General features: G+C 52.9%; 23 protein-coding genes. 11 read left to right on the forward strand and 12 right to left on the reverse strand.

Annotation, left to right across the window (positions count from 1 at the left end; translation table 11 throughout):
- Positions 1-7 precede the first annotated feature (7 nt).
- From ACZ1HV_RS14380 to ACZ1HV_RS14390, 3 genes are read left to right on the forward strand one after another with little or no spacing between them, the layout of a single operon-like run.
- On the forward strand, positions 8-2293 hold the full coding sequence (locus tag ACZ1HV_RS14380; RefSeq protein WP_472715541.1) for a cellulose biosynthesis cyclic di-GMP-binding regulatory protein BcsB: 2286 nt from the start codon (positions 8-10) through the stop codon (positions 2291-2293).
- A gap of 1 nt (position 2294) precedes the next feature.
- Positions 2295-3392 (forward strand): glycosyl hydrolase family 8, encoded by a 1098-nt coding sequence (locus ACZ1HV_RS14385; RefSeq protein WP_472715542.1) that lies wholly within the window; start codon positions 2295-2297, stop codon positions 3390-3392.
- Positions 3371-5158, forward strand: a complete 1788-nt coding sequence (locus ACZ1HV_RS14390) for a hypothetical protein (protein WP_472715543.1) — start codon at positions 3371-3373, stop codon at positions 5156-5158. Before ACZ1HV_RS14385 ends, ACZ1HV_RS14390 begins: the two co-directional genes overlap by 22 nt.
- A gap of 125 nt (positions 5159-5283) precedes the next feature.
- On the opposite strand, the gene ACZ1HV_RS14395 is transcribed toward ACZ1HV_RS14390, so the two are convergent.
- The 6 genes from ACZ1HV_RS14395 to ACZ1HV_RS14420 form a co-directional block, all read right to left on the reverse strand.
- Positions 5284-5844 carry a TetR/AcrR family transcriptional regulator gene (locus tag ACZ1HV_RS14395; RefSeq protein WP_472715544.1) on the reverse strand — a complete coding sequence of 187 codons (561 nt, stop codon included), beginning with the start codon at positions 5842-5844 and terminating at the stop codon, positions 5284-5286.
- Positions 5845-5925: 81 nt separating this feature from the next.
- Positions 5926-6876, reverse strand: a complete 951-nt coding sequence (locus ACZ1HV_RS14400; RefSeq protein WP_472715545.1) for an NADP-dependent oxidoreductase — start codon at positions 6874-6876, stop codon at positions 5926-5928.
- Between the two features lie 78 nt (positions 6877-6954).
- Complete coding sequence (locus tag ACZ1HV_RS14405; protein WP_472715546.1) at positions 6955-7950, reverse strand: MBL fold metallo-hydrolase; 996 nt, start codon at positions 7948-7950, stop codon at positions 6955-6957.
- A gap of 296 nt (positions 7951-8246) precedes the next feature.
- The gene (locus tag ACZ1HV_RS14410; RefSeq protein WP_298821492.1) at positions 8247-8690 is read right to left on the reverse strand and encodes a DMT family transporter; all 444 of its coding nucleotides are present in this window, start codon (positions 8688-8690) and stop codon (positions 8247-8249) included.
- A 242-nt stretch (positions 8691-8932) separates the two neighbouring features.
- The gene (locus ACZ1HV_RS14415) at positions 8933-9352 is read right to left on the reverse strand and encodes a nuclear transport factor 2 family protein (RefSeq protein WP_472715547.1); all 420 of its coding nucleotides are present in this window, start codon (positions 9350-9352) and stop codon (positions 8933-8935) included.
- 82 nt (positions 9353-9434) lie between these two features.
- Positions 9435-9968 carry a TetR/AcrR family transcriptional regulator gene (locus ACZ1HV_RS14420; RefSeq protein WP_298821496.1) on the reverse strand — a complete coding sequence of 178 codons (534 nt, stop codon included), beginning with the start codon at positions 9966-9968 and terminating at the stop codon, positions 9435-9437.
- A gap of 341 nt (positions 9969-10309) precedes the next feature.
- On the opposite strand from ACZ1HV_RS14420, the gene ACZ1HV_RS14425 reads away from it, so the two are divergent.
- The 8 genes from ACZ1HV_RS14425 (at position 10310) to ACZ1HV_RS14460 (ending at position 21026) form a co-directional block, all read left to right on the forward strand.
- Positions 10310-10783, forward strand: coding sequence for a nuclear transport factor 2 family protein (locus ACZ1HV_RS14425; protein ID WP_472715548.1), 474 nt, complete (start codon positions 10310-10312; stop codon positions 10781-10783).
- Between the two features lie 547 nt (positions 10784-11330).
- Entirely contained in the window at positions 11331-14462 is a 3132-nt protein-coding gene (locus ACZ1HV_RS14430; protein WP_472715549.1) for an AAA family ATPase, read from the forward strand.
- 4 nt (positions 14463-14466) lie between these two features.
- Positions 14467-15669 (forward strand): YcaO-like family protein, encoded by a 1203-nt coding sequence (locus tag ACZ1HV_RS14435; protein ID WP_472715550.1) that lies wholly within the window; start codon positions 14467-14469, stop codon positions 15667-15669.
- Positions 15659-16417, forward strand: a complete 759-nt coding sequence (locus tag ACZ1HV_RS14440; RefSeq protein ID WP_472715551.1) for a TfuA-like protein — start codon at positions 15659-15661, stop codon at positions 16415-16417. The genes ACZ1HV_RS14435 and ACZ1HV_RS14440 overlap by 11 nt, the downstream gene beginning before the upstream one ends.
- A 169-nt stretch (positions 16418-16586) precedes the next feature.
- Positions 16587-17795: a gluzincin family metallopeptidase gene (locus tag ACZ1HV_RS14445; RefSeq protein ID WP_298821506.1), complete on the forward strand. Its 1209-nt coding sequence runs from the start codon at positions 16587-16589 to the stop codon at positions 17793-17795.
- Between the two features lie 40 nt (positions 17796-17835).
- Entirely contained in the window at positions 17836-18309 is a 474-nt protein-coding gene (locus ACZ1HV_RS14450) for a hypothetical protein (protein WP_152498926.1), read from the forward strand.
- 204 nt (positions 18310-18513) lie between these two features.
- Positions 18514-18921 (forward strand): hypothetical protein, encoded by a 408-nt coding sequence (locus ACZ1HV_RS14455; RefSeq protein WP_472715552.1) that lies wholly within the window; start codon positions 18514-18516, stop codon positions 18919-18921.
- Between the two features lie 440 nt (positions 18922-19361).
- Complete coding sequence (locus ACZ1HV_RS14460) at positions 19362-21026, forward strand: c-type cytochrome (protein WP_472715553.1); 1665 nt, start codon at positions 19362-19364, stop codon at positions 21024-21026.
- Here the strand turns inward: ACZ1HV_RS14460 and ACZ1HV_RS14465 are convergent.
- The 6 genes from ACZ1HV_RS14465 to ACZ1HV_RS14490 form a co-directional block, all read right to left on the reverse strand.
- A complete protein-coding gene (locus ACZ1HV_RS14465) occupies positions 21013-21477 on the reverse strand; it encodes a hypothetical protein (RefSeq protein WP_472715554.1) in 465 nt (154 codons plus the stop codon). The genes ACZ1HV_RS14460 and ACZ1HV_RS14465 overlap by 14 nt on opposite strands.
- A gap of 505 nt (positions 21478-21982) precedes the next feature.
- Positions 21983-23092, reverse strand: a complete 1110-nt coding sequence (locus tag ACZ1HV_RS14470; RefSeq protein WP_298821526.1) for a GNAT family N-acetyltransferase — start codon at positions 23090-23092, stop codon at positions 21983-21985.
- Positions 23083-24114, reverse strand: coding sequence for a hypothetical protein (locus ACZ1HV_RS14475; RefSeq protein ID WP_472715555.1), 1032 nt, complete (start codon positions 24112-24114; stop codon positions 23083-23085). Before ACZ1HV_RS14475 ends, ACZ1HV_RS14470 begins: the two co-directional genes overlap by 10 nt.
- A complete protein-coding gene (locus tag ACZ1HV_RS14480) occupies positions 24101-24292 on the reverse strand; it encodes a hypothetical protein (protein WP_472715556.1) in 192 nt (63 codons plus the stop codon). The genes ACZ1HV_RS14475 and ACZ1HV_RS14480 overlap by 14 nt, the downstream gene beginning before the upstream one ends.
- Positions 24289-25164 (reverse strand): ThiF family adenylyltransferase, encoded by an 876-nt coding sequence (locus ACZ1HV_RS14485; RefSeq protein WP_472715557.1) that lies wholly within the window; start codon positions 25162-25164, stop codon positions 24289-24291. Before ACZ1HV_RS14485 ends, ACZ1HV_RS14480 begins: the two co-directional genes overlap by 4 nt.
- A complete protein-coding gene (locus tag ACZ1HV_RS14490; protein ID WP_472715558.1) occupies positions 25161-26099 on the reverse strand; it encodes a hypothetical protein in 939 nt (312 codons plus the stop codon). The genes ACZ1HV_RS14485 and ACZ1HV_RS14490 overlap by 4 nt, the downstream gene beginning before the upstream one ends.
- Positions 26100-26284 lie beyond the last annotated feature (185 nt).

Genomic DNA, 26284 nt, shown 5'->3' on the forward strand with positions numbered 1-26284 from the left:
GTCCCTCATGATAAAAAATTCAATCGTGTCGACTGGAAGCATGTGTCTGAAATCAGCGCTTCTGGCGGCAGCTGTTCTCACGGTCCCTTTCGGTGCCAATGCCCAACAACTCGATCTGTCGGTTCTGGAAACAAAGACAGAAGAACGGCGCACGATCCGTCGACTCACTGCGACGGCGGACCAGATGCGCCTAGAGGGCGAGTTTTCAGAACTGCGTCTTGCCCTTTACGCGCCACGTGACGAGGCTTTGCTTTACCGCAAACTGCAGGTCGACTATCTGACGGCCGTCTCCGCAGCACCGGAGTATTCCAACCTGAGCGTCACGATCAACGGACAGTTTGTCGGTGACATTGAACTAACCTCCGGCGAACAGGCATCTTTGCGAAGCTTCGATCTGCCGCCCGGACTGATCGTCGAGGGATTTAACGAAGTCCGCTTTGTTGCGAGACACAAGCACCGGGTCGATTGCACCATCCCAGCTACCTATGAGCTTTGGACGGTGCTCAATCCAGCCAACACCGGGCTTGTCTTCGACCCCGGCGCCGACACTGCACCGAAACTCGTTTCCGGTCTAGAAGTCCTCAGGGCAATTCCCAACGACGTGACAGGCTCGACAAATTTCCGGCTGGTCCAGCCCGCCAACATGAGCATGTCCAATCTGGATCGATCTCTCGCCGTGGCGCAGGCGGTAGCGGTTTTCGGAAAATATCAGAATCCGAACATCGAGATCCGGACCGAACCTGGCACCAATGCAGGAATGGACATTATTGTCGGCACGCGTGCGGAACTGTCAAAGGCCGGCTATGCAGTCGGGCGGACCCGGTCCGGTATCCAAGGACTAGTGCTCATGCGTAGTCCGGAAACAGGTCGGTTGTCGCTTTTGATTGCCGCAGACAGTCGACCTGCATTGGACCATTCCATCGCACAATTTCAAGAAGCGCTGTCAAAGCTTCCAATCACCGGCACGCAGCGCGGGATCAAAGTATTCACAACCAAGTTTGGTTACGAGATAACGCCTGGAACAGCTGTTTCACTTGCTGAACTGGGGGTCAGCAGCCAACGTTTCGATGGCCGGCTCATGCAACGGGACTTCTCCATCAGATTGCCGGAAGACTATTTCGTCGGCGATTATGGAAAGGCGACGCTGAGCCTGGATATTGAGGCGCTTGCAAACCTTTCGAATGCAAACCGGCTTCAAGTGTTTGCAAATGGAGCTGCTCTTGCTTCAGCGGAATTGACCAGGGAAGGGATCACTTCCCGCTCGCCGGTGAACATTCCTCTCGGAGGTTTTTCACCCGGCTTCAACGAGCTTCGCATTGAAGTGTCCTCTCTGACTTCCGAGGATGAGGTTTGCGATGTCTCATCGCTCAATGGAGTCGATCGTTTGGCCTTCGAGACAAGCACCTCCACGATCGAATTCGATTCTCTGGCCAGAATGCGTGTGACGCCAAGCGTGTCGCCGGGCAATCTGTTGCCTCAAAGCACTGCGGATAACCGGCCGACCTATGTTCAGGTGCCGTCAAATGACCGCAACAGCCTCGAGGCCGCTGCTCAGCTTGCTGTAGCGGCATCTGCCATCAACCAGATTGTCCAGCCTGTCTCGCTAGTCATGGGCGCCGGTGATGTTGGGTCTCAACCAGGCTTGATCGTAGCGCCCGTCAACCGGCTTTCCGGCCTCGCAAAGCAGGCTTACACCGATACGCTTCAAGACACTCGCCGAAGCGCATCTCGCGGCCATGTCGCAAATTTCGTCGGCCTTGAGACCCTCGATGCGAATGAGCCAGGCCTTTGGGCAGATCTGAGAAGATATGCCAACTCGGCATGGCGCAACATGGGGTTCAAATTAGGTTCTGAATTTCAGACGCAAAAAAGCTTCAAGCTTGAAAAGAATGATGTTCTCATCTCACAGCGAACCACCGATCTCACACCGCAAGAAAGCTGGGTCGCGTTCTTTGGCGCACCCGTGAAGCAGGACGTTTGGACGGTCGTCACTGGATTGACGGGCGACGATGTCAAGTCCGGAGTTGACACGCTTCTTCGGGAGGGAAGACTGGCCTGGCTCGGGGGCGACACATCGCTTTACAAAACGTCTGACAACACCGTTTTGTCCGATCGTTTCTCAGAAGCAAATTATTTTGCGTCGCTCGCCAATCCTTCCGAGCTCAGAAACAGCCGGTTGGTTGTTGCCGGCGTGATTTCGCACAACATGCTCGACTTTGTGGTCTTCATGGTGCTGTTCGGCGTCGTTCTGGCATTCAGCTACTATGTTGCGCTCAGAAAATCAGGGCGCTGAAATGTTGAAAACTGTCATTTCAGCACTGCTTGCAATTGTGCTTGCTTCGAGCAGCGCTGTGTCCGACCCGGTATTCGGACACGGCGCCCGCGAAAAAGATGCGTTGTCGCTGTGGCTGAGGTCTGCCTGGCGTGACTACAAGAGCCGCTTCGTCACGGACGCCGGTGCTGTTATTGACGACGCCAACAAGGGCATCAGCCACAGCGAAAGCCAAGGTTACGGTATGGTTCTGGCCGTTGCCGCGGACGATCTCGACGCGTTTCAGCTTATTCGAGACTACTCGTTTGAAACGCTTCAGGTCCGCAACGACAGCCTCTTTGCCTGGAAAGTCGAACACACGGACCAAGGCCCCAATATTACGGATATCAACAATGCAACGGATGGGGACCTACTCATTGCCTGGGCACTTCTAGAGGCTTACAAGCGATGGGACAATCCTGACAACTTGGCTTTTGCAAGGAAAATACTGCAGGACGTTGCCACTCTTCTCGTACACGAAACAAGCCTTGGCCCGGTTCTTCTTCCAGGTGCAATGGGATTTGTTGAAGACGAGGGAAAGACCTTGACGGTCAATCCGTCCTATTGGGTGTTTCCCGCCCTGGAAAGCATTGCCCAATTCGACAGATCGGCCAATTGGGCAGAGATCGCTGTTGTGGGCGAGGAAATTCTGGATCTTTCCCAACGGGCACCCACCTATCTTCCACCAGACTGGGTGGACATCAGCGGCTTCAAACTCGTGCCTTCCGATAAATTCCCACCGGAGTTCGGCTACAACGCCATTCGCATTCCGCTTTATCTCGCATTTTCCAGCAATGCGTTTCGCGAGAAGAAAGCAGCCGACTTTTCAACATTGCACGGTTTCAGCAATCCAGGTGGACCTGCGGTCACCCAGGTTGTGACCGGTGCGATACAGTCCACAATGAGTGAGATCGGATTTCGATCAATCGTCGCATTGTCGCGCTGCATCGACACGTCAGAACCTTTTCCGACCTCACTACTGCAGTTCGGATCGGACTCTTATTACTCCTCAACACTTCAGATTTTTACAGTTCTCGCACTTGCAGAGAGGAACCCAAAATGTCTTTCTCCAGAATGGTGATTGCCGCGCTTGCTCTAACGCTCGCCACCAATGGCGTCGATGCGCAGTCCGCCCCTTGGGAAGCCGCGCCGAGCCAACCGTCGGGAAGCCTTCCCCTAACGCTTAAACTGCAAAGCAACGATCAACCAATAGCGCAACCGGTGAGCGTTTCACCCTTTTCTCTCACGGTTGACAAGCCGACCGGGCCTGCCAACGGCCAAGGCGTCGTCACTGCAGAGCCGGAGGTGGATGAATCCGCACTGCGCTACTACGCGAAGAATGGAGAAATCGGACGCGTTTCGGCGGAAATAAAGAGGCTCAAAAGCCTTCACCCTGAATGGGAACCACCGGAGAATATCTTCGACACCAATCGGATCGAAGTAAACGAGCAACCTCTGTGGGATCTGTTTGCTGCGAAAAAAATACAGGAGCTTTATGCCAAAATCCGAGAATATATAAAGCTTTATCCTGGTTATGAGCCCTCCACTGAACTGCGCCGGCAAATTGTCAACGCAGAGGCACGCAAAGCGCTGGTCCAGGCGTCAAACATCGAAAACAATGGTGAAGTGATCAGGCTTGCAGTGGAAAACCCCGACCTGCTCGTTTGCCGCGAGATCGATGTTATCTGGCGGACCGCAAAAGCGCTGTTGAGCGCTGGCCAGGAGCTGAAAGCCCTTGAGGCCTACAAGTACATTCTGGCCAATTGCAGCGATGAAAAAGAACGTATTGCCACGGTTCAAAAAGCGGCCGAACTGTTGCCGCGCAATGCCGTCGAGCAATTGGTCCAGATGGGTAGAACACGACTGGATGGGCAATCGGAATTCAATCAGGTCTATCTGAACATTCTGCGCGGGGAGATTGGCAACGGGGCAGCAGATATCACTGCGCTCGTTGACACCTCTGACCTTGAGGCACTCGGCCGCGCAGCCAAATCGCTCAAGAACCCGGAAGATGCTGAACTTCTCGGCTGGTACTTCTATTCCAGAGAAGACTACAAAATCGCTGAAACCTGGTTCCGCACTGCTCACAAGATGAAGCCCACAGTCAAATCCATTGAAGGAATTGTGGTTTCTCTCAAGGAGGCAGGAAGCTACGAAGAAGCGGAAGAACTGGCGTACAAAAACCGCAGGAGGGATCCTCTCATCCTGAAGGCCTACCTCGAAGTGGTCGCCATTGCGCTCATCGAGGGATATGGCGAAGAGATGGAATTCAAGCGGCTTTCACGCTTTGCCAACGTCATCCAGGATGCTGAATCGCCAATTGCCGCCCAGGTCCTCGGTTGGCACTTCTATGAGATGCACGAATTTGAAGAAGCGGAAATCTGGTTCGACAAGTCAATGCAGTATCAGCCCAATGAAGCAGCGGTGCTTGGTCTGGTTGTCGTTGCCCAGCGCACGAAACAAAAAGCCCGTGAACAGCAACTTGTCGCCGAATGGTCCGGTGATTTTCCTGCACTCAGAACAGTTGCCACCAAGAGCAATAAATCAACGGTGGCAACCAGCCGCAAGAAGCGACCATCCGTTTCCCGCTCTAACACTGCTATCCGCTCCGCGGAACGTGAAATGGGCGATGGCGATTGGCGCGGTGCGCTCACATATCTTGAAAGAAACGCAGCCGGTGGCCGGGAAAGCCGTAAAGCAAAGCTCATGCGCGCTTGGTCGCTATATCACACAGGCAAGAGCAAAGAGGCTCATCGGCTCTTTGCTGAGGCAGACAAGGCGCGCTCCACAAAAGAAACACGGCAAGGCAAGTGGTTTTCCGAAAAGAAGATGTACAAGTACCAGTAAGCACTGGTTGCTTGCTTAAGCCTGCCAATTCGTCCCCGGATATTCCTATCCGGGGATTTTCTGTTTCAAAGAAACGCTTTTCAAGAACTTAACAGCCGAGCCTCGCTCTTGTCATTCAATTGCGATTAAGCCACCGCTAAAAACATCAGCATTGTTTTCCGGAAATTGACGAGGGTCTGTTCGTCGTCTTCAAGTTTTCTTTTCAAGACCGAACCTTCCAACGCAGTGACAACAAATTCGGCAAGTGACTTTGCTGTTTCGTCGCTTCGAATACTACCGTCCTGCTGGCCCTCAACAATGCAGGCTTCAAAGTCTGCAATCCAGGCTGAGTAGACCTCCTTCAGGGCTTCTCGGAACTCTGGTTCGTGCGCCATTTCACTGGTGAAGTTTCCAACCAGACAGCCCGATTGGGATACGTTGAACGCTGCAAGATGGGCGTCAATTCGATCAAGCGGACTTTGTTCCGGGTCTCTGAGTGCGGCGCGCAGATCCTCTGATTGGCGCCAATATGCCTTCAGAACCTCAAGACCAAGTTCTTCTTTGCTTTTAAAATGATTGTAGAAAGACCCCTTTGGGACGCCGGCGTAGTCCACGACCGTTTGCACACCGCTCGCGTGGTAGCCCTTTTCGTGAAACACAGCGAGTCCAGCATCAACGATTTTTTCTTTGTGGCTTGCTCTTGGCATTCGTCGTTACCTATTGATTTCAGACTGACGCGGGTCAGGATTGTCCGGCCCGCACCAATCGGTTTCATTTATACTCTTCGGTCAGGAGGTGACGAGAACAATCTTCCCTCTACGCCCACCGGCCTCTATCAAGCGGTGTGCTTCGGCGGCTTGGTCCAGTGGCAAAGTCTGTTCGACCAGCGGCTTGAGCAATCCGCGTTCTGTCAGAGACCCAAGGCGGGAAAGTCGTTCAGCGCTTGGTGTCAGGAAGACCAGATGAATCTCGGCGTTAACGCCCCAACCGTCATAGAGGCTTTGCGGGTTAGGCTGGTCGACGATGCTGACAACGCGCCCACCAGCACCCAAAAGGCTAAGGGATTTTTGTATCGTGTCCCCACCAACGAGATCGATAATGACATCATACCCGCCATTTGAATGCGCGGCGAGCTGATCCCATGCATTGGCTTCACGGTAATTGACGGTTGTGTCCGCGCCAAGGCTTTGTACAAGTTCCTGCACTTCCTTGCGGCTGGTGGCGACCACTTTGGCACCGGCCAGGCGCGCAATCTGCACAGCAAACAGGCCGACGCCGCCAGACCCACCGTGGATCAGGACGCGATCACCTGCTTTCAGGCGTCCACGTTCAATCAAACAAACCCAAGCGGTGCTGGCCGCGATTGGTAGTGCAGCTGCACCCACAAACGACAGACCTTTGGGTTTTTTGGCGATTATTTGTGCCTGTTCGACATGGTATTCGGCATAGCCGCCTTCGTTGGACAAAACGCGCGCGCTATAGAACACGTCATCTCCCACATTGAACGCGCTAACGCCTTCCCCGACGGCTTCAACCGTTCCGGAGACATCTACACCCAATTTGTGCGGTGTCGGCATGTAAGCTGCATAGTCGCCGCGGCGGACTTGGACATCGAATGGGTTGACAGCGGCGGCTTCGACCTTGACGAGGACTTCACCAATCCCCGGTGTTGGCTTTGGAACGTTCTTGATTTTCAGGGCCTCAGGGCCCCCATTGGCTTCGACAAAAACGGCGCGCATCTCTAAATTCCGTGGTTTTTCAGGGGAGAAGTACGAGTGCCGATGACGTCGGCACTCGCTTTGATCGGGTGGTTCAAATCAGGTGGCGTAGCGCCATTCTTCTGGAACCCATGCGTAAGACCCGTCTGCGCGACGGTCGACATACCCGAAGGAGGGGAACGGCACGTGGGTGGCAGTAACCAGTGCCCGTTCCTGAGCGGCCACATCAAAGATCGTACGACGGGACTGTTTGCCATCTTCTGCGTTCGTGTCCCAAATAGCGGACGCATCGGGGTTCGCAAATTGGATGGCCGCACTGATCACGGCATCGCCGATGATGTAAAGGGTCTCGCCGCCGCTCTCGACCCGGTAGCCAGTGTGACCTGGCGTGTGGCCGGGCAATGGGAATGCAGAGATTCGGTCACCCAGATCTTTTTCGCCTTTAAACGTGGAGATGCGACCATCAAAGACGCCTTTCCATTGACGTGCCACATCGAACCAGGGTTTCGAGATGTCGACGGCTTGCGCTTGGGCAGCTTCGCTGGTCCAATAGTTGAGATCTGTTTCATCGACGAAGACTTGGCCGTTCGGCATGACCACGTCGCCTTCTGCTGAGAACATTCCTGCGATGTGATCCGGATGAACGTGAGTAATCAGAACCTGGTCGATGTCTTCTGGCTTCACACCAATTGCCGCCAAGTTGCCCGGGAGCAGGCCGGCGTTTGGACCGAACAGATCGCGCGCGCCACTGTCAACGAGGATCAGTTTTTCGCCAGTGTTGATAAGATAGGCATTTACGCCGTTGCGGATCGATCCGGCAGGTTGAAACACATCAGCAAGGTAGCCGTCAGCCTGTTCAGGAGTGACATTGGCCCAAATTTGGTGAGGAAGGTCGACATAGCCGTCTCCCAGGACGGTGATCTCGTAGCTCCCTAGCTTGCGGCGGTACACCAGCGGTGTCTGCGTGCCGACAATCGGTGTCGCCGCTTGAAGGGGCATGACTAGCGAGGATGCGGCCGCACCGCCAACAGCAATTGTTGCAGCGCTTGACATGAATCTACGACGATTGATGAGAGAATTTGAGGTATCTGACATGGTGTGTCCTGGTTGTTCGAGTTGCGTGTACGTGGTGCTACACGATTTTAATATGACCGGTCGTCTTAAAATTCAAGCCCGAAGAAAACCTGATGGATAACCCTTTCGTGATGAGAAGAAATTATGCCATTAAAACAATTACTTGTAACATTTTTCTCTTGAGATTTTTGGACATTGAATGAAAAACGGCTGGGCTAAATCTGGCCCCGTTTACGCGATTGATCACATTGAATTCTTGAGTTTTGCTTTGGCTGCGACACAATCCTGGTCAGACGTTCCTGGTTAAACGACCCAGGTTAAACGACCCTGCGGGCGAGTATGATACCAAGCGTCATGAACGCAATGCCGAGGGCCTTTTGAGCGCTGATCGGTGTCTTGACAGCACCCAAAAGTCCAAAATGATCGATGACACTCGTCGACACGATTTGACCCAAGAGGACGAGGAAAATTGCATTTCCAAGTCCAATTTTAGGCGCGATGGCTGTTACGGCGAGGACATAGAAGACAACAAAGAAACCTCCGGAGAACGAATAAAGTGGAGGCATCCTTGTTGGAAAGGACGGCACGCCCTGAACCAGCAAATATGAGGTGGCGAAGACCAGACCGACGAACATCAGAATTGCTGTTGCAAAGGTCGGGCTGGCCAATCGGGTACCGAGCCCCGCATTGATGGCGGCCATGACAGGGATGCCAATTCCGGCTGCGAATACGATAGCACTGAGCAGTAGCATTTTGATCATTGGATTCAGCCATTGAGTCTGGATTCTGGGCGGGATCAGGCGCGCAATCATTTAGAGTTTGCGAAACATGTAACGAGATCATAGGGCTGCGTGTGCGATCACCTGCGAGGTAACGGAATGTGTCCTTAAACTCGAAGGCGTGCGATAGCATGATCGGCGCATTCGATTGGGTCGCAAGAAGCAAACCTGCTGTCAGGAAGAAGCAACAAAGTTCCGGCTCTTAGGTCGGGCAACGTCAGCGATCAGTTCTTGGAGTGAGAATCGTAGACTTTGCCGCTTATTTTCCACTCGCCGTCCTGTTTGTAGAGAACAAAGAAATCGGTGAAGCGGTTTTCACCCCAGTGGATGAATTCGACGCGGGCTGCTGCGGCCGGACCCGAAACGTTGATCCAGGCGATATGATGCTGGACGTCCGGAGCAGGACCGCCTTCGGAAACAGCGCCTGCGAATGTGTCTGCATCCATATTGTAGACCGTTCCCCCGATGGAACCGACAATATGCGCATGGTCGAAAAAGCCGGTCCGGGCCAGAGCGCCGTCACCTTTTTTTGCAGCGTCGATATAAGGCTTCAACGCCTTTTCGATCGCTTTGTATTCACCGAAGCTTTGAGCTTCGTCTGCTGTGTTTTCGACGCTGAGTGCGGTGGTGTTACTGTTTGACATTTTGTCTCTCCAGGAGGGTTCATGGATGCGCGTTAATGCAGCACTGACCTACATGTATGTAGTCTGCAAGAAATAAAAAGAGCTATTGGCTCACAAAAACGTCAAGTGCCCGATCGACCATCATTGGGTCGGCATCCAGGCGGGCGAGCAACAAAGACCCTTCAAGGCCGCTGAGAAACTGAAGTGCGCGGTCTTCGGGCTTCGGTTCGTTCATTTGGATAAACTGGTCGGCGAGCCACTTGCGTATGTCACCGAAGTACAAAGCCAACGCCCTGCGGACTTCAGGGCTCACCGTTTGAAACTCGGCAGCCATCATCCCACACATGCAGATTTTTTCATTCTGCACGTAGCATCTGAAGTGGTCTATCAGCGCGCCAAGCCGTTCTTGTGGTGTTTCGAACCGATGATTGAAGTCCTGTAGTGCCTCGCCATGCACATTCCTGATGCGCTCAACAAGCGCTAAGGCGAGGTCTTTCTTGGCCTTGAAGTGGTAGTGAATGCTGGAGTTTTTCACGCCGATTTCTGCCGCAAGATCAAGGTAGCTGAAATTGTTGAAGCCCTTGGTTTGGGTAAAATCCTCTGCGAGGTCCAAAATGCGGGTGCGGGTATCGATCATCTTCGCTCTCCTCCGTATCTACATGGATGTAGGTAGGACGAAAGTCAATGGTGAGATGATTGACTTGGGGTGTATGACGGAATTCCCATAGCTCAATGCATGACAGCCATCGCACCAAAAGCTTGACTGTTGGTCGGAACGCGAAGAACCCCATCAAAGCAGCGCATTGGCTCATTGCTTGAAAGTGGCGCCAGGAAAGCTGACTTCACGGCAAATTAGGCGTCAAACCGTGAAGACATGAACTTTTTGTGAGAGGTGTGTATTTTGGCGTCAGAAATATCTACATACATGTAGGTCAGCAAAAAGCGTGACACAAACTCTCCCCCCGAAAGGAACTTCCAATGATCCGCATGACGCTTAACAGCTTTGCTTTTTTGACAGTCCTCAGCGCACTCGTGACTTCAGGGCAGCTTGCAGCAGCGCAGGACGCGGCAACGCCTGATGAAATCGCCACCTTCGAGGAATATGAGGCCATCAAGGAAGCGCTGCAGCCATATATTGTTTCCGCCCGCACTGGGGATGGCGCCTTGACCCGCAAGGCCTTCTACGACCATGCGCATATTGTCGGTTCCATTGGTGGAACGCTCTACAATATGGATGCGGATACATTCGCAGGCGCGATTGACGATGGCGGACCATCCGAAAACGTCCGTCATCACATCGCCTGGATCAATGTTTCCGGCCCCGCCGCTGCAGCCCGCGTCGAATTCATTGACTGGGGCGGCAACCGCTTCACCGATTTCTTTGTTCTCTACAAAGAGGGCGACCTGTGGAAGATCAGCGGAAAAGTCTACAACTCCCACGCCAACAACTAAGTATGAGAAAGAACAGGGCGGCGCTGCCAAAGGGCCGCCCTTGGCTCTGACCTGAAACCCAAGAATTCCTCCAGTATAGCGTAGAGCCCGCCGCGCCCAGAAGACGGACGGCATGAGGCGTTCTTGGTTTACAGAAGAACAGATCGTCGGCATCTTGCAGGAGCACGAAGCCGGGGTGACGACGACAGATGTCATGCCTTATTAGACGCCTGTGACGGGAGCCACCAGTTTCACATGCGCCAAAACCCAAGACACACCTAGCCCGGCACACAGTGAGGCTTCGTCTCACTAAGCAAGTGTCTTTTTCTGCTTCGTGAGTTTTCGTTGGAGGCGCATTGCACATTCGGCCCTCGATGGATGAGCTTTGCACTACCCTGCTCTTTAATCTTCCCTTAAGTTCAACAAGTTGTTGATTGCCTTGTGTTCGGTTTACATTAAAAAGAAATAGGTTGCTTGCTTTATGGCAGAGGTCGGTGCAACCCTTTCATCATAGTGGAACCGAGAGCGTTCTATCGGTCAAACAGAAGAGGCCGGTCAAAGGCAAATCATGACCCAGAAAACCGCAGCGGATCTTGGGATACAAAAGGGGGAGCGTCGCCAGCTCACCGCACTTTTTTATGACCTGGTCGGCTCGACTTCCATGGTCACGAATATGGACCTGGAAGATTACCGGGAAGTGCAGCAGGCGCTTCATCATGCCGCTCACAATGCCATTGCAGGGCATGGCGGTCATCTCGATCTTTTGATGGGCGATGGCGGTTCAGCCTATTTCGGGTATCCGGTTGCAGACGAAGACGCCCCTCAACGCGCCGTGGCTGCCGGTCTCGCGATTCTGAAAGAGCGCGCCGACATCCAAAAACGCTTCGACTGCGATATTCAGGTCAGGGTTGGGGTCGCCACAGGACCGGCGGTTTCAGGACCAGCGGGAAGCGGCGCATTGGCGGATCGGGAGGAGATCATCGGCATTGCGCCTACACTTGCCGCCCGTATTCAAGGCATCGCACATGTCGGGACCGTCGCCGTTTCAAACGCCACCTATCGCGCAACGCGGCGCATCTATCACTATGAAAGCCTCGGTGCCCATTCCCTGAAGGGTTTCGATCAACCTCAAAGTCTCTGGCAGCCACTTGGGCGCCGCGGGACCTTCGACCGGTTCGAGACACTTCGGGACGCCGGACAGCCTTTTTTGGCAAGACGGGACGAGCTGGAGGAGGCAACTGACCGATGGCAGCTGGCTTCCAGAGGTGAAGGACAGGTGCTCTACGTCCATGGCGAACCCGGGATTGGAAAGTCCCGGCTGTCGTTTCAAGTTGCGCAGCAGGCCCGGGATGACGGTGCACATCTTCTAGACTTCCAGTGCGAACCGGAATGCCGCGACATCCCGTTTTCGCCCTTTGTCAAAAGTCTGCGCGCCGAAATCAGAAGATACAATCCCTCTTTCGATTTCGAGACGCCTTCAGCTGACGCCATCGCCGAGGTTCTGCCCCTTCCTGGAGATCAGTCGCCAGAGTTTTATAAAGCACTTGCTTTTTTGCTGTCACCTTTGCCTCAGCAAGATCCAGCTGAGGTGCATCCAGCATCTTCTGTCGATACGCTTGTTGATGCTGTCATGGCCATAGCGAGCGCCAAGCCCTGTGTCATCAAACTGGAGGACCTGCACTGGGCCGACAGTCAGACGATCGAAGTTCTGGAGCATCTCCTTGACCGGATTTCATCGGCTCCGGTCTTCATCGTGGTGACATCGCGTGAGCGGCCCAAACGCGAATGGACTGAGCTCCCTCACGTTTCCAAGCTGCGCTTGTCGCGACTGGGTGAGGACAGCATCATTGAATTGATCGGAAACATTACTGGAGCTGCTGCATTGCCGCCCCGCCTGGCCCGCGCCATCGCAGCGCGTTGCGAGGGTGTGCCTTTGTTTGCCGAAGAACTGACACGCTTTGTGATAGACCGCGGCGCAGAAAAAATGGCCGACGAGAGTGCCTGGGAATCCCTCTTTGAGTCTGAAGAGACCGCCAGCCTGCAGGATCTTCTGGCTGCGCGGCTTGCAGCTCTCGGCAAAGCCAAGATTGTAGCTCAGGCCGCAAGCGTGATCGGCAGAAGCTTCAATATTCTGACGCTGGTCGCGCTTCTGGCATCTACCGGCACACCTGCCTCTGCCGATGAGAGCCTCAACCAGCTTATGGCGGGTGGCTTTATCGAAAAGCATTCAAATGAGGCGGAACCGGCCTATCGCTTCCGGCACATGTTGCTGCAACAAGCTGCGTATGCCGGGCTATTGCGGGCCAACCGGCGCACACTGCACACCGCGCTCTATAGAATTGCCACAGGCAACGAGGCCACCGGACAACCGTTCACCAGCGCCGAACTTGCGGTTCACGCTGAGCAAGCCAAACTGCCTGTCGCAGCTGCCCGGCACTATATTGACGCCGCCCGCTCCGCATCTTCCCAGTCTGCACTCAAGGAAGCCCGAACCCATCTGACCCGCGCCCGCTCAATCGCAGAAAAAATCAGCGACAAGGCCGTCGCTGGCGAACTTGAACTGGAAATCGTCAAGTTGCTCGGTCCCGTTGTTGCCACGATGGACGGAACGGGCTCGAAGGAAGCCTCAGCACTTTATAAACGCGGTGTGGAGCTTCTGCACGAAACGCCGGAAACCCTTCGTGCTACGGGATTTCCGCTTTACTGGGGCTGGTGGTTCACGGCCGCCAATTTCAAGGAACAACGCGAACGGGCTGAAACCATTCTCAGCGACCTGACGGGTGTGAACGATAGGGAAATCGAGCTTCAGGCCCACCATTGCCGATGGGCTACAGCGTTCAATCTTGGCAATCACAATGACTGCCTGGAAGCCATTTCCAAGGGGCTTGAACTTTATAGCGAAGATGAAGCACTGGAACATCGAACTCGATATGGCGGCCACGATGCCAGGGTTTGTGGCCTCGGCGAAAAAGCCTTGTCCTCCTGGTTCATCGGGCAAACGGAATCGGCAGTCGCCCACATGGAGCAATCGGATGCCTGGGCCAGGCACATTGATCATGTCGGCAGCAACTGCCACGCGCTTGATATCGGCATCATGCTCCATCGCTACAGAGGTGATGTCGACCGAGTGGCAAGTCTTGCAAGGCGTATGAAAACAGCTGCCGTGGAACACGACCTTAAGTCTCTGGAGGCCAAAAGCCTGATCTTTGCAGGCTGGGCACAGGGAATGTCGGGAGACCCTGAGCGTGGCCGTGCCAATCTGACAGAAGGGTTGGCCATTCAGCAGGAGATCGGCACGGAAGAAGACTTTCCCGTCTACCTTGAGATGGCGGGCGAACTCGACGGAATGCTGGGCCGTTCTGACAACGGATTGGCCGTCTTGAGTTCAGCGATTGAACGTGCTGAGGAAACAGGACATGCCTTCTGGCTTGCCGAACTCTACCGGCGGCGCGCCCGCCTTGGTGCCAGAGCCGGATCCGGAGCAGACCAGATTCTTGCGGACCTCGCCAAGGCAGAAGACGTCGCCCTGAGCCAGAATGCGAAAGTTCTGGTCTTGAGGGCCTTAGCAGACTTGGTGACGCTGCAGCCAGACAAAGCAACACCAGGACATCGGGAGCGGGCGCAGCGCATTCTGCAGGAATTGGAACAAGGTAGCGAAAAGGTTCGCACATCCGCCCTACTGGCAAGCCGTCTGAACTGAGGGGATGGAGGCAATCCACCCAAACCAGGAATTGTTCAATGAAATCAGCGAAATATGCCGCGAGTCGCCCGCGTCGGAGCTCTCACGTCGCTTTTGCGCAGACGACTATCTTGCCCGTTTAAGGCCTCATCTGACGTCCTTCGGCATTACACGGCTGGCAGATGTCACCGGACTTGATCGCGTTGGTATCCCGGTTGTCCAGGCTGTCCGGCCGCTGGCGCGATCGAACGCCGTCAACCAGGGTAAAGGCTTAACCCTTGCAGAGGCAGCTGTCAGCGCAACCATCGAAGCTGTCGAAACCTATGCCTGCGAAACGCCCGAGCAAATCGGCGACAGGGCATCGCCCAACGACGTCTATGGACACGCGGCAGCACACAATCTGTCCTGTCATTTGGCGTCGAAGGCGTCAGACGAGTGGGCGCAGGAGCCAATTGCGTTTTTGCGCGGAATTGAACCTATTTCACAGGATATCGTCAGCGTTCCTGCAGCTCTGGTCAGCACCGATTACACGCCATCCTCAATTCATGCATTGTCCCCTTTCATCCGTAGCACGACCGGCCTGGGCGGTGGGGCGAGCTTGGAGGAAGCAATTCAGCACGGGTTCCTTGAAGTTCTGGAGCGGATAAGCACAGACCAGGCCATGACGACACATGGGTTCTTCGAGAAAAACCGCATTGTACCGGAAACGAGTGCCGACCGTTGCACAGCCAGACTCATTTCCCAGGTAAAAGATGCCGGTCTCTTGTTTGCTGCCTTTGAATGCAGCCCGGTTGGCCGCTTTCCCGTGGTCTGGGTCAAACTCCTGGATGAACGTGCGTCGGCAACCTCTCTTCCATTTGCTGCGGATGGATTTGCCTGCCGCCCCACCCTCAGCGCAGCGCTGCGTGCGGCACTTCTTGAAAGCATTCAAACACGCGCATCGGTGATTTCGGGCGCTCGCGAAGACATAACCCGCAGTTCCTACCCCAGAAATCCCGATGATCAGCTGATCGCCTTTGAAAGGCGGCAAATGGGCAAGAGGTCAGGGCAGAACCCATCATTCGTCGGAAAAAATTCACCCGTGAGGATGAAGGATTTTGCCGAAGCGCTGGCGGAAGCAGGATTGACCGCAGCCATTGTTCCGGTCCTTGCCTTAAAAGACGTTCCGCTTTTTATCGTCCGGATCGTGCCGCTGGTCGGCCGGGTTGGGAGGCATGATGCAGACTAAGCGTCCACTTGTCGTTTTCATTGGCCCGAGTTTACCACCCGGCGGCCTTCCTCAGGCTCTTGAGGCTGATATTCGCCCGCCTGCATCCCAGGGCGATATTGCTGCTGTGTCGCTTGAGGCAAAAGACTGCGTCGTTGCTCTGATCGATGGTGTTTTTCAAGGTGCTCCCGCAGTCAGGCACAAAGAGATCCTCTGGGCGATTGATCGCGGCGCTTCCATTTTCGGTGCTGCCAGCATGGGTGCTCTCAGAGCCGCTGAATTGTCGGACCATGGAATGCATGGTCGAGGGCTGATCTATCGTTGGTACCGGCGATACGCCCTTGCACCTGATGATGCGGTCGCGGTCCTTCATACGCCAGAGGAACTCGGTGCCGTCGCGATCACTGAGGCCCTTGTAGATTTGCGCATTCAGGTCAAGAATTCGCGAAAGAAAGGCAATATCACCTCGCCTCAAGAAAGTGCCCTGGTTCTTGCGGCTTCACAGCTTCATTACACAGAGCGGCGCTTGAAAACCGTGTTGGACAGCGCCCGGAAAAATGGTGCAAATATTTCGACTTCAGATCTGGTGAAACCCGGTTGCACTCAAAAGCAATTTGATGCGCAACTTCTACTAGATGAGCTCACCGATCGTCAGAAATCAGGCAGCTGGCCTCCCGCCTCAACTGCAGGGACTTTCGTGCCAACTGACGCGTTTCGACAGGACCTCGCAGATGCGGGATTTTCATTGGACAGCTTCTCAGGTGCTTGATAGTCTTTCAATAATTCCCCTGCGGAAGTTTCGATGGGCAAGCCCAAAACATCGTTTTTGAATGCTGTGCGGAAAACGGAGAAACAACTTACACGCTTGCGCAACAAGAGATTGTGACCAACGCCGGTTTCCGGACCGGATGTGAAATTACCGGATTTCAGAGGTTGAATTGAGTATCTATCTCGATCGGGAAACCATCTCACCTGAAACGGGGCGTCTCGGCACCCGGTTTCTTCTTTATCCGCAGGTGCCGCACCTGGCGGGCTATGAGAAACCGGAAACAGTCTGGATCAGCACGTCGCCGAACGAGATCCAGCCAGGACCGGCGGACCGCCGCATGTATGTCGCAGATCCGCTTTTTGAAAAGCCTGTATACGAGTACCCCTTCCAGCCTCCTTTCAACGGTGAACAACATCCGCCCGCAGAAGCCGGACCAGACGGACATTTCGATCATCTGGACCCATCAAGCCGTCAATTTGTCTGCGCTCACGTGTTTGCTTCACTCAGGCGCGTCCTCGACATCTGGGAAAGTTACCTCGGTCATGAGATCATCTGGCATTTTTCGCAAACCTACGAACGGCTTGAGATCATTCCTTTTGTCAACTGGAACAATGCCCAGTCTGGATATGGATATATGGAGTTCGGTACTGAGCTCAATGATCAGGAGACGGTCTATCCATATGCGCTGAACTTCGACGTCATCGCCCACGAATTCGGCCATGCGCTCATTTTTGCAGAAATGGGAACACCTGTCGGCGGGAGCGCGAACCGCGAATATTTCGGTTACCACGAGAGCGTTTCGGACATGATCGCACTCATTTCGCTTCTTCATTTCGACAGCGTACTCGACCGGCTGCTGCGATCGACCCGTGGCAATCTTCTGACAATGAATGAACTTAACCGGATAGCGGAACTGTCCGGTGACCGACAGATCCGGACTGCCAGCAACGACCGAAAAATGAGCACCGTCACAGATTCCGTGCACGATCTGTCAAAGCCCTTTACCGGCGCAATATTCGATACCCTGATTGAGATTTACCACCACAACGCGGTTGACGGAAACCTGGTTGATCTTCCGGAAAGCGTGTCGCATGACCGGCTGTTCGAGCTTGATCATCATGAAATCGAACTGATTGGGCACCGGTTTGCCGATGCCTTCAATGCGCGTGAGTTTTTGCTCAAATCGGCGCTGGCAAATGCAAGGGACCTCATGGGATCGGCAATTGCGCGGTCCTGGAGTGCGCTCAATCCCGATACACTCAACTATGCGCTGGCCGGCGCCGCAATTGCCGACCAGTTGGATGCCCTTGGCAACTCTGCCGCCGGAGACATCCTGATGGAAAACCTGGCGTGGCGGGAAATCCTGATGAGAACCTGACATGCCGTCGACAATCAGAATTTCAAAAGGGGGAAGTTAAATGAGCGATCAACTGCCGACCATCCTGTCCATACCACCATACGACCCGGCGGAAATCATTCTTATTGGAAGCAACATTGCCGGCAGCGGCAGCAAGACGGTGGCCGAGGTCAAGATCGAGTCCGGCGGCAGTCCGGACAGCCGGCTGACCATCCAGTTGATGGACACCGGCGCGGACCAGCAGATCGCATTGATCAGGGCCTATGTTTATGAAGGCAACTATTACGAATTGCCGAAACCCAAGATCATGGTGGTCACCGGTGACGCAACCGATATTCCAGGCGACTACGTTCCAAAAAACCGGAAGCTTCAGTTCTGGCGCATGAACAAACTCAACAGAACAACAGAAATCTCCGTGGAAGACGGATTGCTTGAAACTCTTGTTCTGGAGGCCAACATGCCGGGTCGCAGGTCGCCGAATTCCTATGCGGCCAATATGCAAATGGCGCATAAATCCGGAAGACTGACGTCATAGGTCCGGCCATGCCGGCACGCGTTGCCAAATCGCGCCGGGGTCATGGCAAAGAGACCCGGCGAGGGCATGTGCTACTGTTGGCTATTCGGCAAAAAAGATAGCAACGCCCAAATCACCTGTTGGGAGGTGCGTATGTCCATTGACGCTGACAATACATCCAGTACCGGTCCATAAAACACTGAGAACGAGGAGGACCTCATCGCGATGTCCGATGAAAAACAACCTTTTTGCGGAACCTATGAAGTCGGTCAGATCAGGATCATGGCACTAGACGGCCAGGAGAACCTGGCCAAAGGTGTTGTTCCAGGCGAGATGACCGTGACATCGGCTGAATTTTCCTATGTGCCCAACAACCCGGACGAAAACGCTCTCGATGTTACTATCGAGGCGTTTGCGACAGTCAATAGCTCAGGTGACAAGATCGTCCATATCGAGGATCTGAAGTTGCTCCTGCAAAGCGATACGAGCTATTGGGCAACCGAAGGTGTCAAATCCACCTTCACGGTCGAAGACGCCTTCGAAATGTCCGTCAAGATGCGTGCCGATAAAACCTCGCTGGCACCAGGCCGGCTTTACGTCCGCTTCCACTGCGAGAAAAGCAGCGAGGCGTAAAACGACATGCATTTCGGTTCGGGTTTCTGATGAATGCCTGACGGTGAACTCAATCGGTTGCCATTTGATCACGTTGCCAAGCAGTTAACACTGCGATGCTGTATGGTTGCTGGGCAATAGCTCGTGACGCACACATATGTTTGCTATCCAAACCTAGCCCTACAATTTGAGCGATTTCGCCCAGCGGCTTTTACAAACGTTACCAGTGATGGCATCGACTCGAAGGATTTTGTAGTCATCATGCATGGCAATCTGCTTGGTGTGACTGGCTAGGCATCATGCAAATTTCAAATTCGTGCAGTGTTCTTCAGCATCAGCTCATTTTACAGGTGATGTTCCCAAGTTAAGTCTATTGATTGCACTCTTTATGTTAAGCAACAATTTGGATGAGATTGCATAATTGCACGCCTGGCCGACAAACAAGAGGTCGCTAAAAATCAATGAAACGTCTGTTGATCATTGGCCTTGTCACTATGCTTGCTGCAGGTTTCATAATCTGGTCTCTCAAGCCGGCAGACTTTGAAACCACTTCCGAACGATTTGCCAAGCTGTCGACTTCGATCAAAAGCGAAACAGATGCCGGTGCGGTCACGTTCGCATTTGGCGATTTTGGAGCACTGAGTTCGCAGACGCTGCAAACTTCGGGTGCACCGTGGAAGCTTTTGATAGCGGCGCTTGTTCTGAAAGAAGCCAATGGCGACCTCGCGGCGCTAAAAGAAGTCAAAATCCCGGAGCTGTTCCGGCGGTTCGGGTTTCACAGTCCGGACGCGATTGCGAACTGGCCACTCGGCTTACCTGAACCAGATCTTTCTACACCGCTTGGTCTCAATGTCGGCCTTGCTGAACACGAATACTTGCCGTTGGCTGTTACAATAAGCAACACAGGATGCGCGGCCTGCCATTCCAGTGTCGTTTATAAATCAGACGGTACTCCTGACCCAACCCAGGCTTGGCTCGGAATGCCAAACAGTTCGATCAATCTTGAAGCATATGCCACCGCGCTCTTCGCTGCCTTTAAGGAGTATGCTGGTGATGATCACAAGATGATGCAAGCGGTCCAGCTTCTATTTCCGAAAACCTCTTGGAGTGAGCGACAGACGTTACGTTTTGCACTCTTACCAATTCTCAGTGCCGAAATCGAAAAACGCGCGACCGGCCTTGGCAGATTGTTGCCATTTTCGGCAGGAGTGCCTGGAGCAACCAACGGACTTGATGCGCTAAAGCAACAACTAGGCTTAATTAATGACGAAATTGCAGCGCCGGCAGGTGTCTATAACTCTGTACCAGATCTCGGTGGAAGACTTTGGCGGCAGAGTTTACTCAACACGGGGACATATATTCCTAATGAAAGCTTTGAAACGACCGAGATGACATTGAAGGACATCGTTCCTGAACACCTGGAACGATTGGCACCAATTGTGGCGTACTTTACCGTTCCAAGCATGGGTGTTTCAGAACAAGTTGCCGAAGCTCACATCGACGATGCTCGGAAGATTCTTACCTGGATGATGGAGTATCGTCCCCAGCCCTTTCCTGGAAAGGTCAACCGAACATTGTTGAAAAGGGGACAAAACATCTACCGCGACCAGTGTGCAGACTGCCACGGACACTATGATCGCAATATTACTTCCCCTCAACTGAAGTCATTTCCAAACTGGATAGGCAATATCGAAACAGATGAAGCTCGAAAGAACTTGACGAATGGTAGGGTTGCTAACGCAGTTAACCGAGGACTGTTTGGGCATTATTTCCAGGCACGTAGTGCATCATCTTACGCTGCGCCGCCCTTGACTGGCCTCTGGGCAAGCGCTCCATACCTGCACAACGGAAGTGTTCCTACACTGTGGCACCTTATGCGTCCGTCCAAGCGACCAACAAGATTTGTTGTTGGCGGGCACGCCCTTGACCTGGAGAAAGTTGGTCTCCAAGGCGAAAGTAAGGGAGGCAATTCGTGGATGCCTCCTGATAGTTACACCCCTTGGGCAATAACAGCCGAGATTGACACCCGAGAATTCGGTTTTTCGAATGCTGGTCACACAATTGGATTCGACCAACTAACAGAAGAAGAAAAAAACGCTCTGCTGGAATACCTCAAACTTTTTTAATGAGATTGTTGGCAGATAGCCTAGCTTTTGCTGGCTGAAAGCGTCCTGGATGTCTGCCTACGCGCAAGACCGTGACAAGAGCGTCCTCTAAAGGAAGACCGAGCCGTTCGCAGACGTGTTTGTTTGCCGCTGGATCGTCAGCAAGTGCAGCCATCGGCCAAACAGCGAACCCAGCATTCGTGAGCGAAATCCAAAAACTGTAAAAATGCATGCCGCTCAACCACCTGTCTTCTTCTTGTGGTCGATGAAAGGCAACCAGGCCAGTGGCACTAAGCGTTTTCGTTTCTTCAGAAATGATGAGTTTTCCGAGAGCCATGCGATCCAACGCTTCAAAAACCGGCCTCCTAAGAACGTATTTCGCAATGGTCGCTTCAAACGCATTCATCTCGAGCGCATCTGCCGACAAACCATCAAGCGACCAGTTCGGGTCTTTTTTGAGAAACGCATCCAATTTAGAAGTTCGCTTCGAAAGAATGCGTTTCGCATGATTTTAAGACTTACAGAATCGTTTAGTTCAGCAAATTCCGCTTTGATGATTTGACCAGCGGCAAGGGTTGCGTCTTTGCGCTGAGCGCAAATGTCCTTCAGGAGCTTCAGTTCGTTCGCCGTCGTCTGCGCAAACTTTCCTCTATATGTCGTCCTTCGATGAAGGGTTTCGATGTTAGGAGCTGCTTTAGGCTCCGAACCAATTTTGAGCAGCGCAGAATTTCCCTCGAATTCCGCGCCTCGAACGCCAAATCCTTGCCTCGCAAGCGCGTAAATCGTGCCTTGAAGCGCAGCTCCGCCACTCAATCGCGCATCCTGGCCGTTGGGATCGCCGACTTTGAGAAGCCGTTCTGGCAACAAAGACAGGTGCAAATCACCTATCCCATCCAAGTGCCAACGCGTGGGCTGAGTGTTGTGAACCGACGGAGCAAGATTGGCCTCTGCCGCTATGATTTGAAGCGTCTCCTGCTTCATGAGAGTGATTTCCGGAACAGATGAAGTCTATGAAGGCGTGTTGCGCCAGCCTTTTCCTTCTGAGCTAAACTTGCGCGGTTTTCGTCCCCTATCCATGTATTACCCAACTTTTCGTAACCCGCGGCCTTCATAGCAAGTATCACGCGGCGCAAGACGAGCGGGTTCACACCCTTACCCTGCATGTCCGGTCGCACAGCCGAAAAAATGAGAACCGCACGCTTGTTGCTAAGTTTGTGGGTCAAAAAATGCCATGGCGCCGTGAAGCTTGAGCAAGAACCGACTTTGGTCAAAAACGGATTGAGGTCTGGGACACATAAAATCGTTGCTATCGGTTCGCCGCGCCAGGTCAAGAGCGCGGAAATGCGAGGGTCAACAATCCAGGCCATATCCTTCGCCTGAAAGTGGAACTCTTCTGAACTGACCGGTACAAACATTGGGTTTGCAGCAAACGCTACATTCAACAACTGGCGCGCCTGCTCCATCCGTTTGCGAACATTCCATCGCGAGATTGGCAGAAATGAGTAGTCAGGGTCTTCCAGAATTGCCTGCTGTTTTGAACCGAGCTCAGGCGCTTCAGTCTTAGCAAGATCGACCTCAAAAGTGGTCATGGGGAACTCGGCGTGATAGCCGTTGGCCGCCAGGAACTTCGGAACATGTGGAGGGTTCCACACAAGATCTGTGTAGGGAGCCTTGTCAAACCCGGACGTTACAACTCCAATCTGCTGCATTGCCGTCAGGTTGAAATTGCCTAAAATCTCATCAAATCCTCGGTGCCGAGCCCAGTTTTCAGCCTCAGTCAAAAGTGTCCGGGCGACCTCGGCATCCTCGACACAGTCAAAGAAACCGAAATAAGCCCGACGCCATCCATAGAGCCTGTTAGAAGCGCTATGGCAGTGTGCGGTGATTCGACCAACGGCCCGCCCATTGCGGTGAACCGTAAACCATGAAATTTGGTCTTCATTGTCAAACAGAGGGTTTTTATGTGGGTCTAAAAACCGGGCCAGGTCCGACTTCAATGGCGAAACATATGCGCTCGTCCCAGGATAGGCATTAAAGGGAGTTTCAAAAAACGCTTGGAAGTTCCCCCTTTCAACGGTCAACTGCATTTGTTACTCCCAAGCACAGTATCTCTTTCAGCGATCAATCTCGCTAAGCGCAGAGCTAACCTTAAGTTACTTCCAGACGCGGCTGCTATTCCACTCGGTGTCCCCACGGCAATGACAAACGGGTGTTCAGCAACAAGAATGGCCTCGCGCGCACCAAACCGAGAGAGCAGTTCGCGCAATTGGCTCTGCCCAATAGTGTCATTTGCTCGCGATTTTGGAAGGTCTGAAATCCGCAGCGCACCTGACACTGCAAGTGATCGACGTAGTGATGGAATGTCGAATTCCACGACGTCCCTTTTCTTCAGTATTGTAAATCCACTCGTTAGACCTTGACGCTCGAGGGCGCTAAGAAACTTCTCCAAAGAAGCCGTTTCATTCAACGCTGTTAGAAAAGATACTTGCTGTCTTTCATGTCGCAGCACCACAGCTGTTAGGCCGATAACGAGCACGAGTACCAAGGAAGTCAAAATTGCTGCGGTATTCAAAAGGTCCCCAGCTGCGCTGTCTGCCTGCAACCCTATTAGCCAAGTTCCTAGAGCTATCGTTAATACAATCGCAGCAATCGAAAGCAGTAACCGTCCCAAGTCCGCAAAATTGGCCTCTAGCGTCATTGTGATCCAAACGGCAATTAGGACACCCAGTCCTGACAGGTACAACGGACCTTGAATCGGAAAGAATTCATAATCGGAAAGAAGTAAAATCATTATAATAGGCAAGGCTACAACACATCGATTTATAGTCATATTTTCTGTTAGAGACAAAATCTGCCTATTTCGCGCAATCAGTAGCAATAAAATTACTGATAATGCAGAAAAATGAAACAAAAATAGAGCCTTAATAAAGTAAAAATTGTAGGTATACGGTACAAAAACGGATGATATTGAGAATATGATTAAGCCTAAACTGATAAATATCTTGGTAGTCCGGGGCGCGTGACGACGCAGCAGACCTTCCGTCAAGAGCAGTGCAGCCAAGGGAATGGCTGCTGCTGAAATCACAGTTGCAACTCTAAACACGCTCAAGCTCGACACCCAGCTCGGCTGCGCGCGCGAAATAGAAGACTCCAGCAACAAAGAGCGCGAACCGAAATTGCCGAGCTAACCCGCCATCGCGTGCATCAAATTGCAACCAAGCGATAGCGAGACCCACCACTGTGGCGACCGCAACCGTCAGATTGGTTATCAATTCGGGGTTAGTCATTTCCGATTTATCAACTTTTGGAGCTGGCGCGCTACAAATGGCTTCAACAGTTTTGAAAACGGCCCGGGAAGCGGTTTTTCAACGCGAGCTCGATAGGGATTAAAAAACCATCCCCGTTCATCTGTGCAAGTGGACTTATTCAGCAACAGACCCAGAACTTCATAAGCCATCAAGGTGCCCGTATTGATAACCATTGGTGCGAATGACATTCTGCTGCGGAGACCGCTTGCAACTTCGCCGGCAAGATTTAAATCTATATGGTGCCGTGATGACGAATTCATCATCACATACAGTGCTTCAGCTAAAAAGGCGTTTTGCCTTTGATCGTCCGTGAACTTGTCCCAATCTGTACTGATCGTAGGGTACCCAAGGCGCTCTTCTGGCATGGGACGACCTGCACGCGTTACAAAGACCGATGGTAAAGGTGATGCGTAGGCATCCACGATTGGCTTACCCAAAGACCTCGAAAGTCGATAAAGCAGCACAGAGGCCCCGAGGTCATCGGTGCCGTTCACAACAACATCGGCCTCTGATACAATACCTGAAGAAAATTCCGTCCAATTTCCGTTGAAAATTTCAATCTTTGCGTTGGGGTTAATCTTCAGACATTGAGCGCGCGTTGCCTCTGCCTTTTGCTGATCGACACTTTCTAAATTAGCAAAAACCTGTCGGTTGAAATTTGAGATTTCAAACTCGTCAATGTCCGCAAGGAACAGCCTGCCAACACCAGCTCTGACAAGAGACTGAATGGCCGCCCCGCCCATTCCCCCCGTCCCGCAAATGAATACTGATGCTCGACATATACGTTTTTGTTCCTCGGCAGTCACAAAGCCAATGTTACGCGTCGTAAATTCTTCATAAGTAAAGGTCATCTGGCTCGAATCCGTCCGAAATCGGTCTTCGTATCGAACCAATGAAAGACCGGTAGAAGTGCACGGCGCATGACAACGAGTGCACCAAGCACCGCGACTTGCAAAATTGACTTTCTGGGCACAGTGCGTGTCACATATCGCTGCGCAGCGTAAAGGTCGATCACGCCGATCTGTAAGAAATCGTCTCCGCGATCATAGTTCAGCATCTTCGCGCACCAATCGTTGTATTGCGCATCCCGGTGCTGCGGAGCGTCCTCGAAGGTTTTCATAAGATCGTCGGATCCGCCCGTGTAGGCATTTCTGATGATAAAACGCTGTTCTTCAAACGTTGCATCATCCCCGACGCCAAAAACGTGACGGTGGTTTGCCATTATTTCACGTGCGATGAGGATTTTTCGAAAATCCTTTGGCTTTGAGTCTGACGGTGTTGGACAGACCTCGGAGAATGTCTCCGAAACCATACCAACGACAGCCGGAACTTGTGTGACGTTTGAGACATAGGTGGGGCGCATGCCACCACGAACAAAAATCAGAAGGCAAGTGAGGCCATAGAGGATCCAAGAGAGCCCCTTATTTCGTTCGTTTGCATCAACCATTACCAAGCCAAGATGCACAACTCGACAATCTGCACCAAAAGCCGAAATGTCCATCAGGGAGAGAGCGTTAAAGGCAATTGGCCTATCATCATCTAAACGCCGGACAAGTGTAACAATCGTATTGTCGAATGCGCTCGTTTCCTCGGCAAAAACGCCATAGTCGAGCTTTCCTGCCTCTAGGCTTGAAATAGCGACTGCCTCCATATCGGATTGAAGTCGTCTAAGGCGATCGGATGACATCCAGCGGCCTGGCCGTTCGAAAATATCGACTCGTTGACCACCGGTCTGAAAGGAAACGTCTAACCATTTGCGTTTGAGTGTCTCGGCGATCAGCCCCATGCTGCTATCCATGCCAAATTGTTAGCACCTTGCAAAACGACACCTAACACCATCCTCACTCGGCAAAAGTGAGAATGACTCAAGCTTGCAACCATCGCACAAGATCAGGGACTACTAAAGGTTTTATGAATTGGCGGCAAATATATCGATGAGCAACCAATCACTTTTAGCAAACGAGTGAAGGT

Source organism: Roseibium sp. JB4-4 (assembly GCF_055693425.1).

Coding starts and splice junctions, on each gene's coding strand:
- ACZ1HV_RS14380 (WP_472715541.1), top strand. CDS start 8: ATGATAAAAAATTCAATCGTGTCGACTGGAAGCATGTGTCTGAAATCA.
- ACZ1HV_RS14385 (WP_472715542.1), top strand. CDS start 2,295: ATGTTGAAAACTGTCATTTCAGCACTGCTTGCAATTGTGCTTGCTTCG.
- ACZ1HV_RS14390 (WP_472715543.1), top strand. CDS start 3,371: ATGTCTTTCTCCAGAATGGTGATTGCCGCGCTTGCTCTAACGCTCGCC.
- ACZ1HV_RS14395 (WP_472715544.1), bottom strand. CDS start 5,844: ATGCCAAGAGCAAGCCACAAAGAAAAAATCGTTGATGCTGGACTCGCT.
- ACZ1HV_RS14400 (WP_472715545.1), bottom strand. CDS start 6,876: ATGCGCGCCGTTTTTGTCGAAGCCAATGGGGGCCCTGAGGCCCTGAAA.
- ACZ1HV_RS14405 (WP_472715546.1), bottom strand. CDS start 7,950: ATGTCAGATACCTCAAATTCTCTCATCAATCGTCGTAGATTCATGTCA.
- ACZ1HV_RS14410 (WP_298821492.1), bottom strand. CDS start 8,690: ATGATCAAAATGCTACTGCTCAGTGCTATCGTATTCGCAGCCGGAATT.
- ACZ1HV_RS14415 (WP_472715547.1), bottom strand. CDS start 9,352: ATGTCAAACAGTAACACCACCGCACTCAGCGTCGAAAACACAGCAGAC.
- ACZ1HV_RS14420 (WP_298821496.1), bottom strand. CDS start 9,968: ATGATCGATACCCGCACCCGCATTTTGGACCTCGCAGAGGATTTTACC.
- ACZ1HV_RS14425 (WP_472715548.1), top strand. CDS start 10,310: ATGATCCGCATGACGCTTAACAGCTTTGCTTTTTTGACAGTCCTCAGC.
- ACZ1HV_RS14430 (WP_472715549.1), top strand. CDS start 11,331: ATGACCCAGAAAACCGCAGCGGATCTTGGGATACAAAAGGGGGAGCGT.
- ACZ1HV_RS14435 (WP_472715550.1), top strand. CDS start 14,467: ATGGAGGCAATCCACCCAAACCAGGAATTGTTCAATGAAATCAGCGAA.
- ACZ1HV_RS14440 (WP_472715551.1), top strand. CDS start 15,659: ATGCAGACTAAGCGTCCACTTGTCGTTTTCATTGGCCCGAGTTTACCA.
- ACZ1HV_RS14450 (WP_152498926.1), top strand. CDS start 17,836: ATGAGCGATCAACTGCCGACCATCCTGTCCATACCACCATACGACCCG.
- ACZ1HV_RS14455 (WP_472715552.1), top strand. CDS start 18,514: ATGTCCGATGAAAAACAACCTTTTTGCGGAACCTATGAAGTCGGTCAG.
- ACZ1HV_RS14460 (WP_472715553.1), top strand. CDS start 19,362: ATGAAACGTCTGTTGATCATTGGCCTTGTCACTATGCTTGCTGCAGGT.
- ACZ1HV_RS14470 (WP_298821526.1), bottom strand. CDS start 23,092: ATGCAGTTGACCGTTGAAAGGGGGAACTTCCAAGCGTTTTTTGAAACT.
- ACZ1HV_RS14480 (WP_472715556.1), bottom strand. CDS start 24,292: ATGACTAACCCCGAATTGATAACCAATCTGACGGTTGCGGTCGCCACA.
- ACZ1HV_RS14485 (WP_472715557.1), bottom strand. CDS start 25,164: ATGACCTTTACTTATGAAGAATTTACGACGCGTAACATTGGCTTTGTG.
- ACZ1HV_RS14490 (WP_472715558.1), bottom strand. CDS start 26,099: ATGGGGCTGATCGCCGAGACACTCAAACGCAAATGGTTAGACGTTTCC.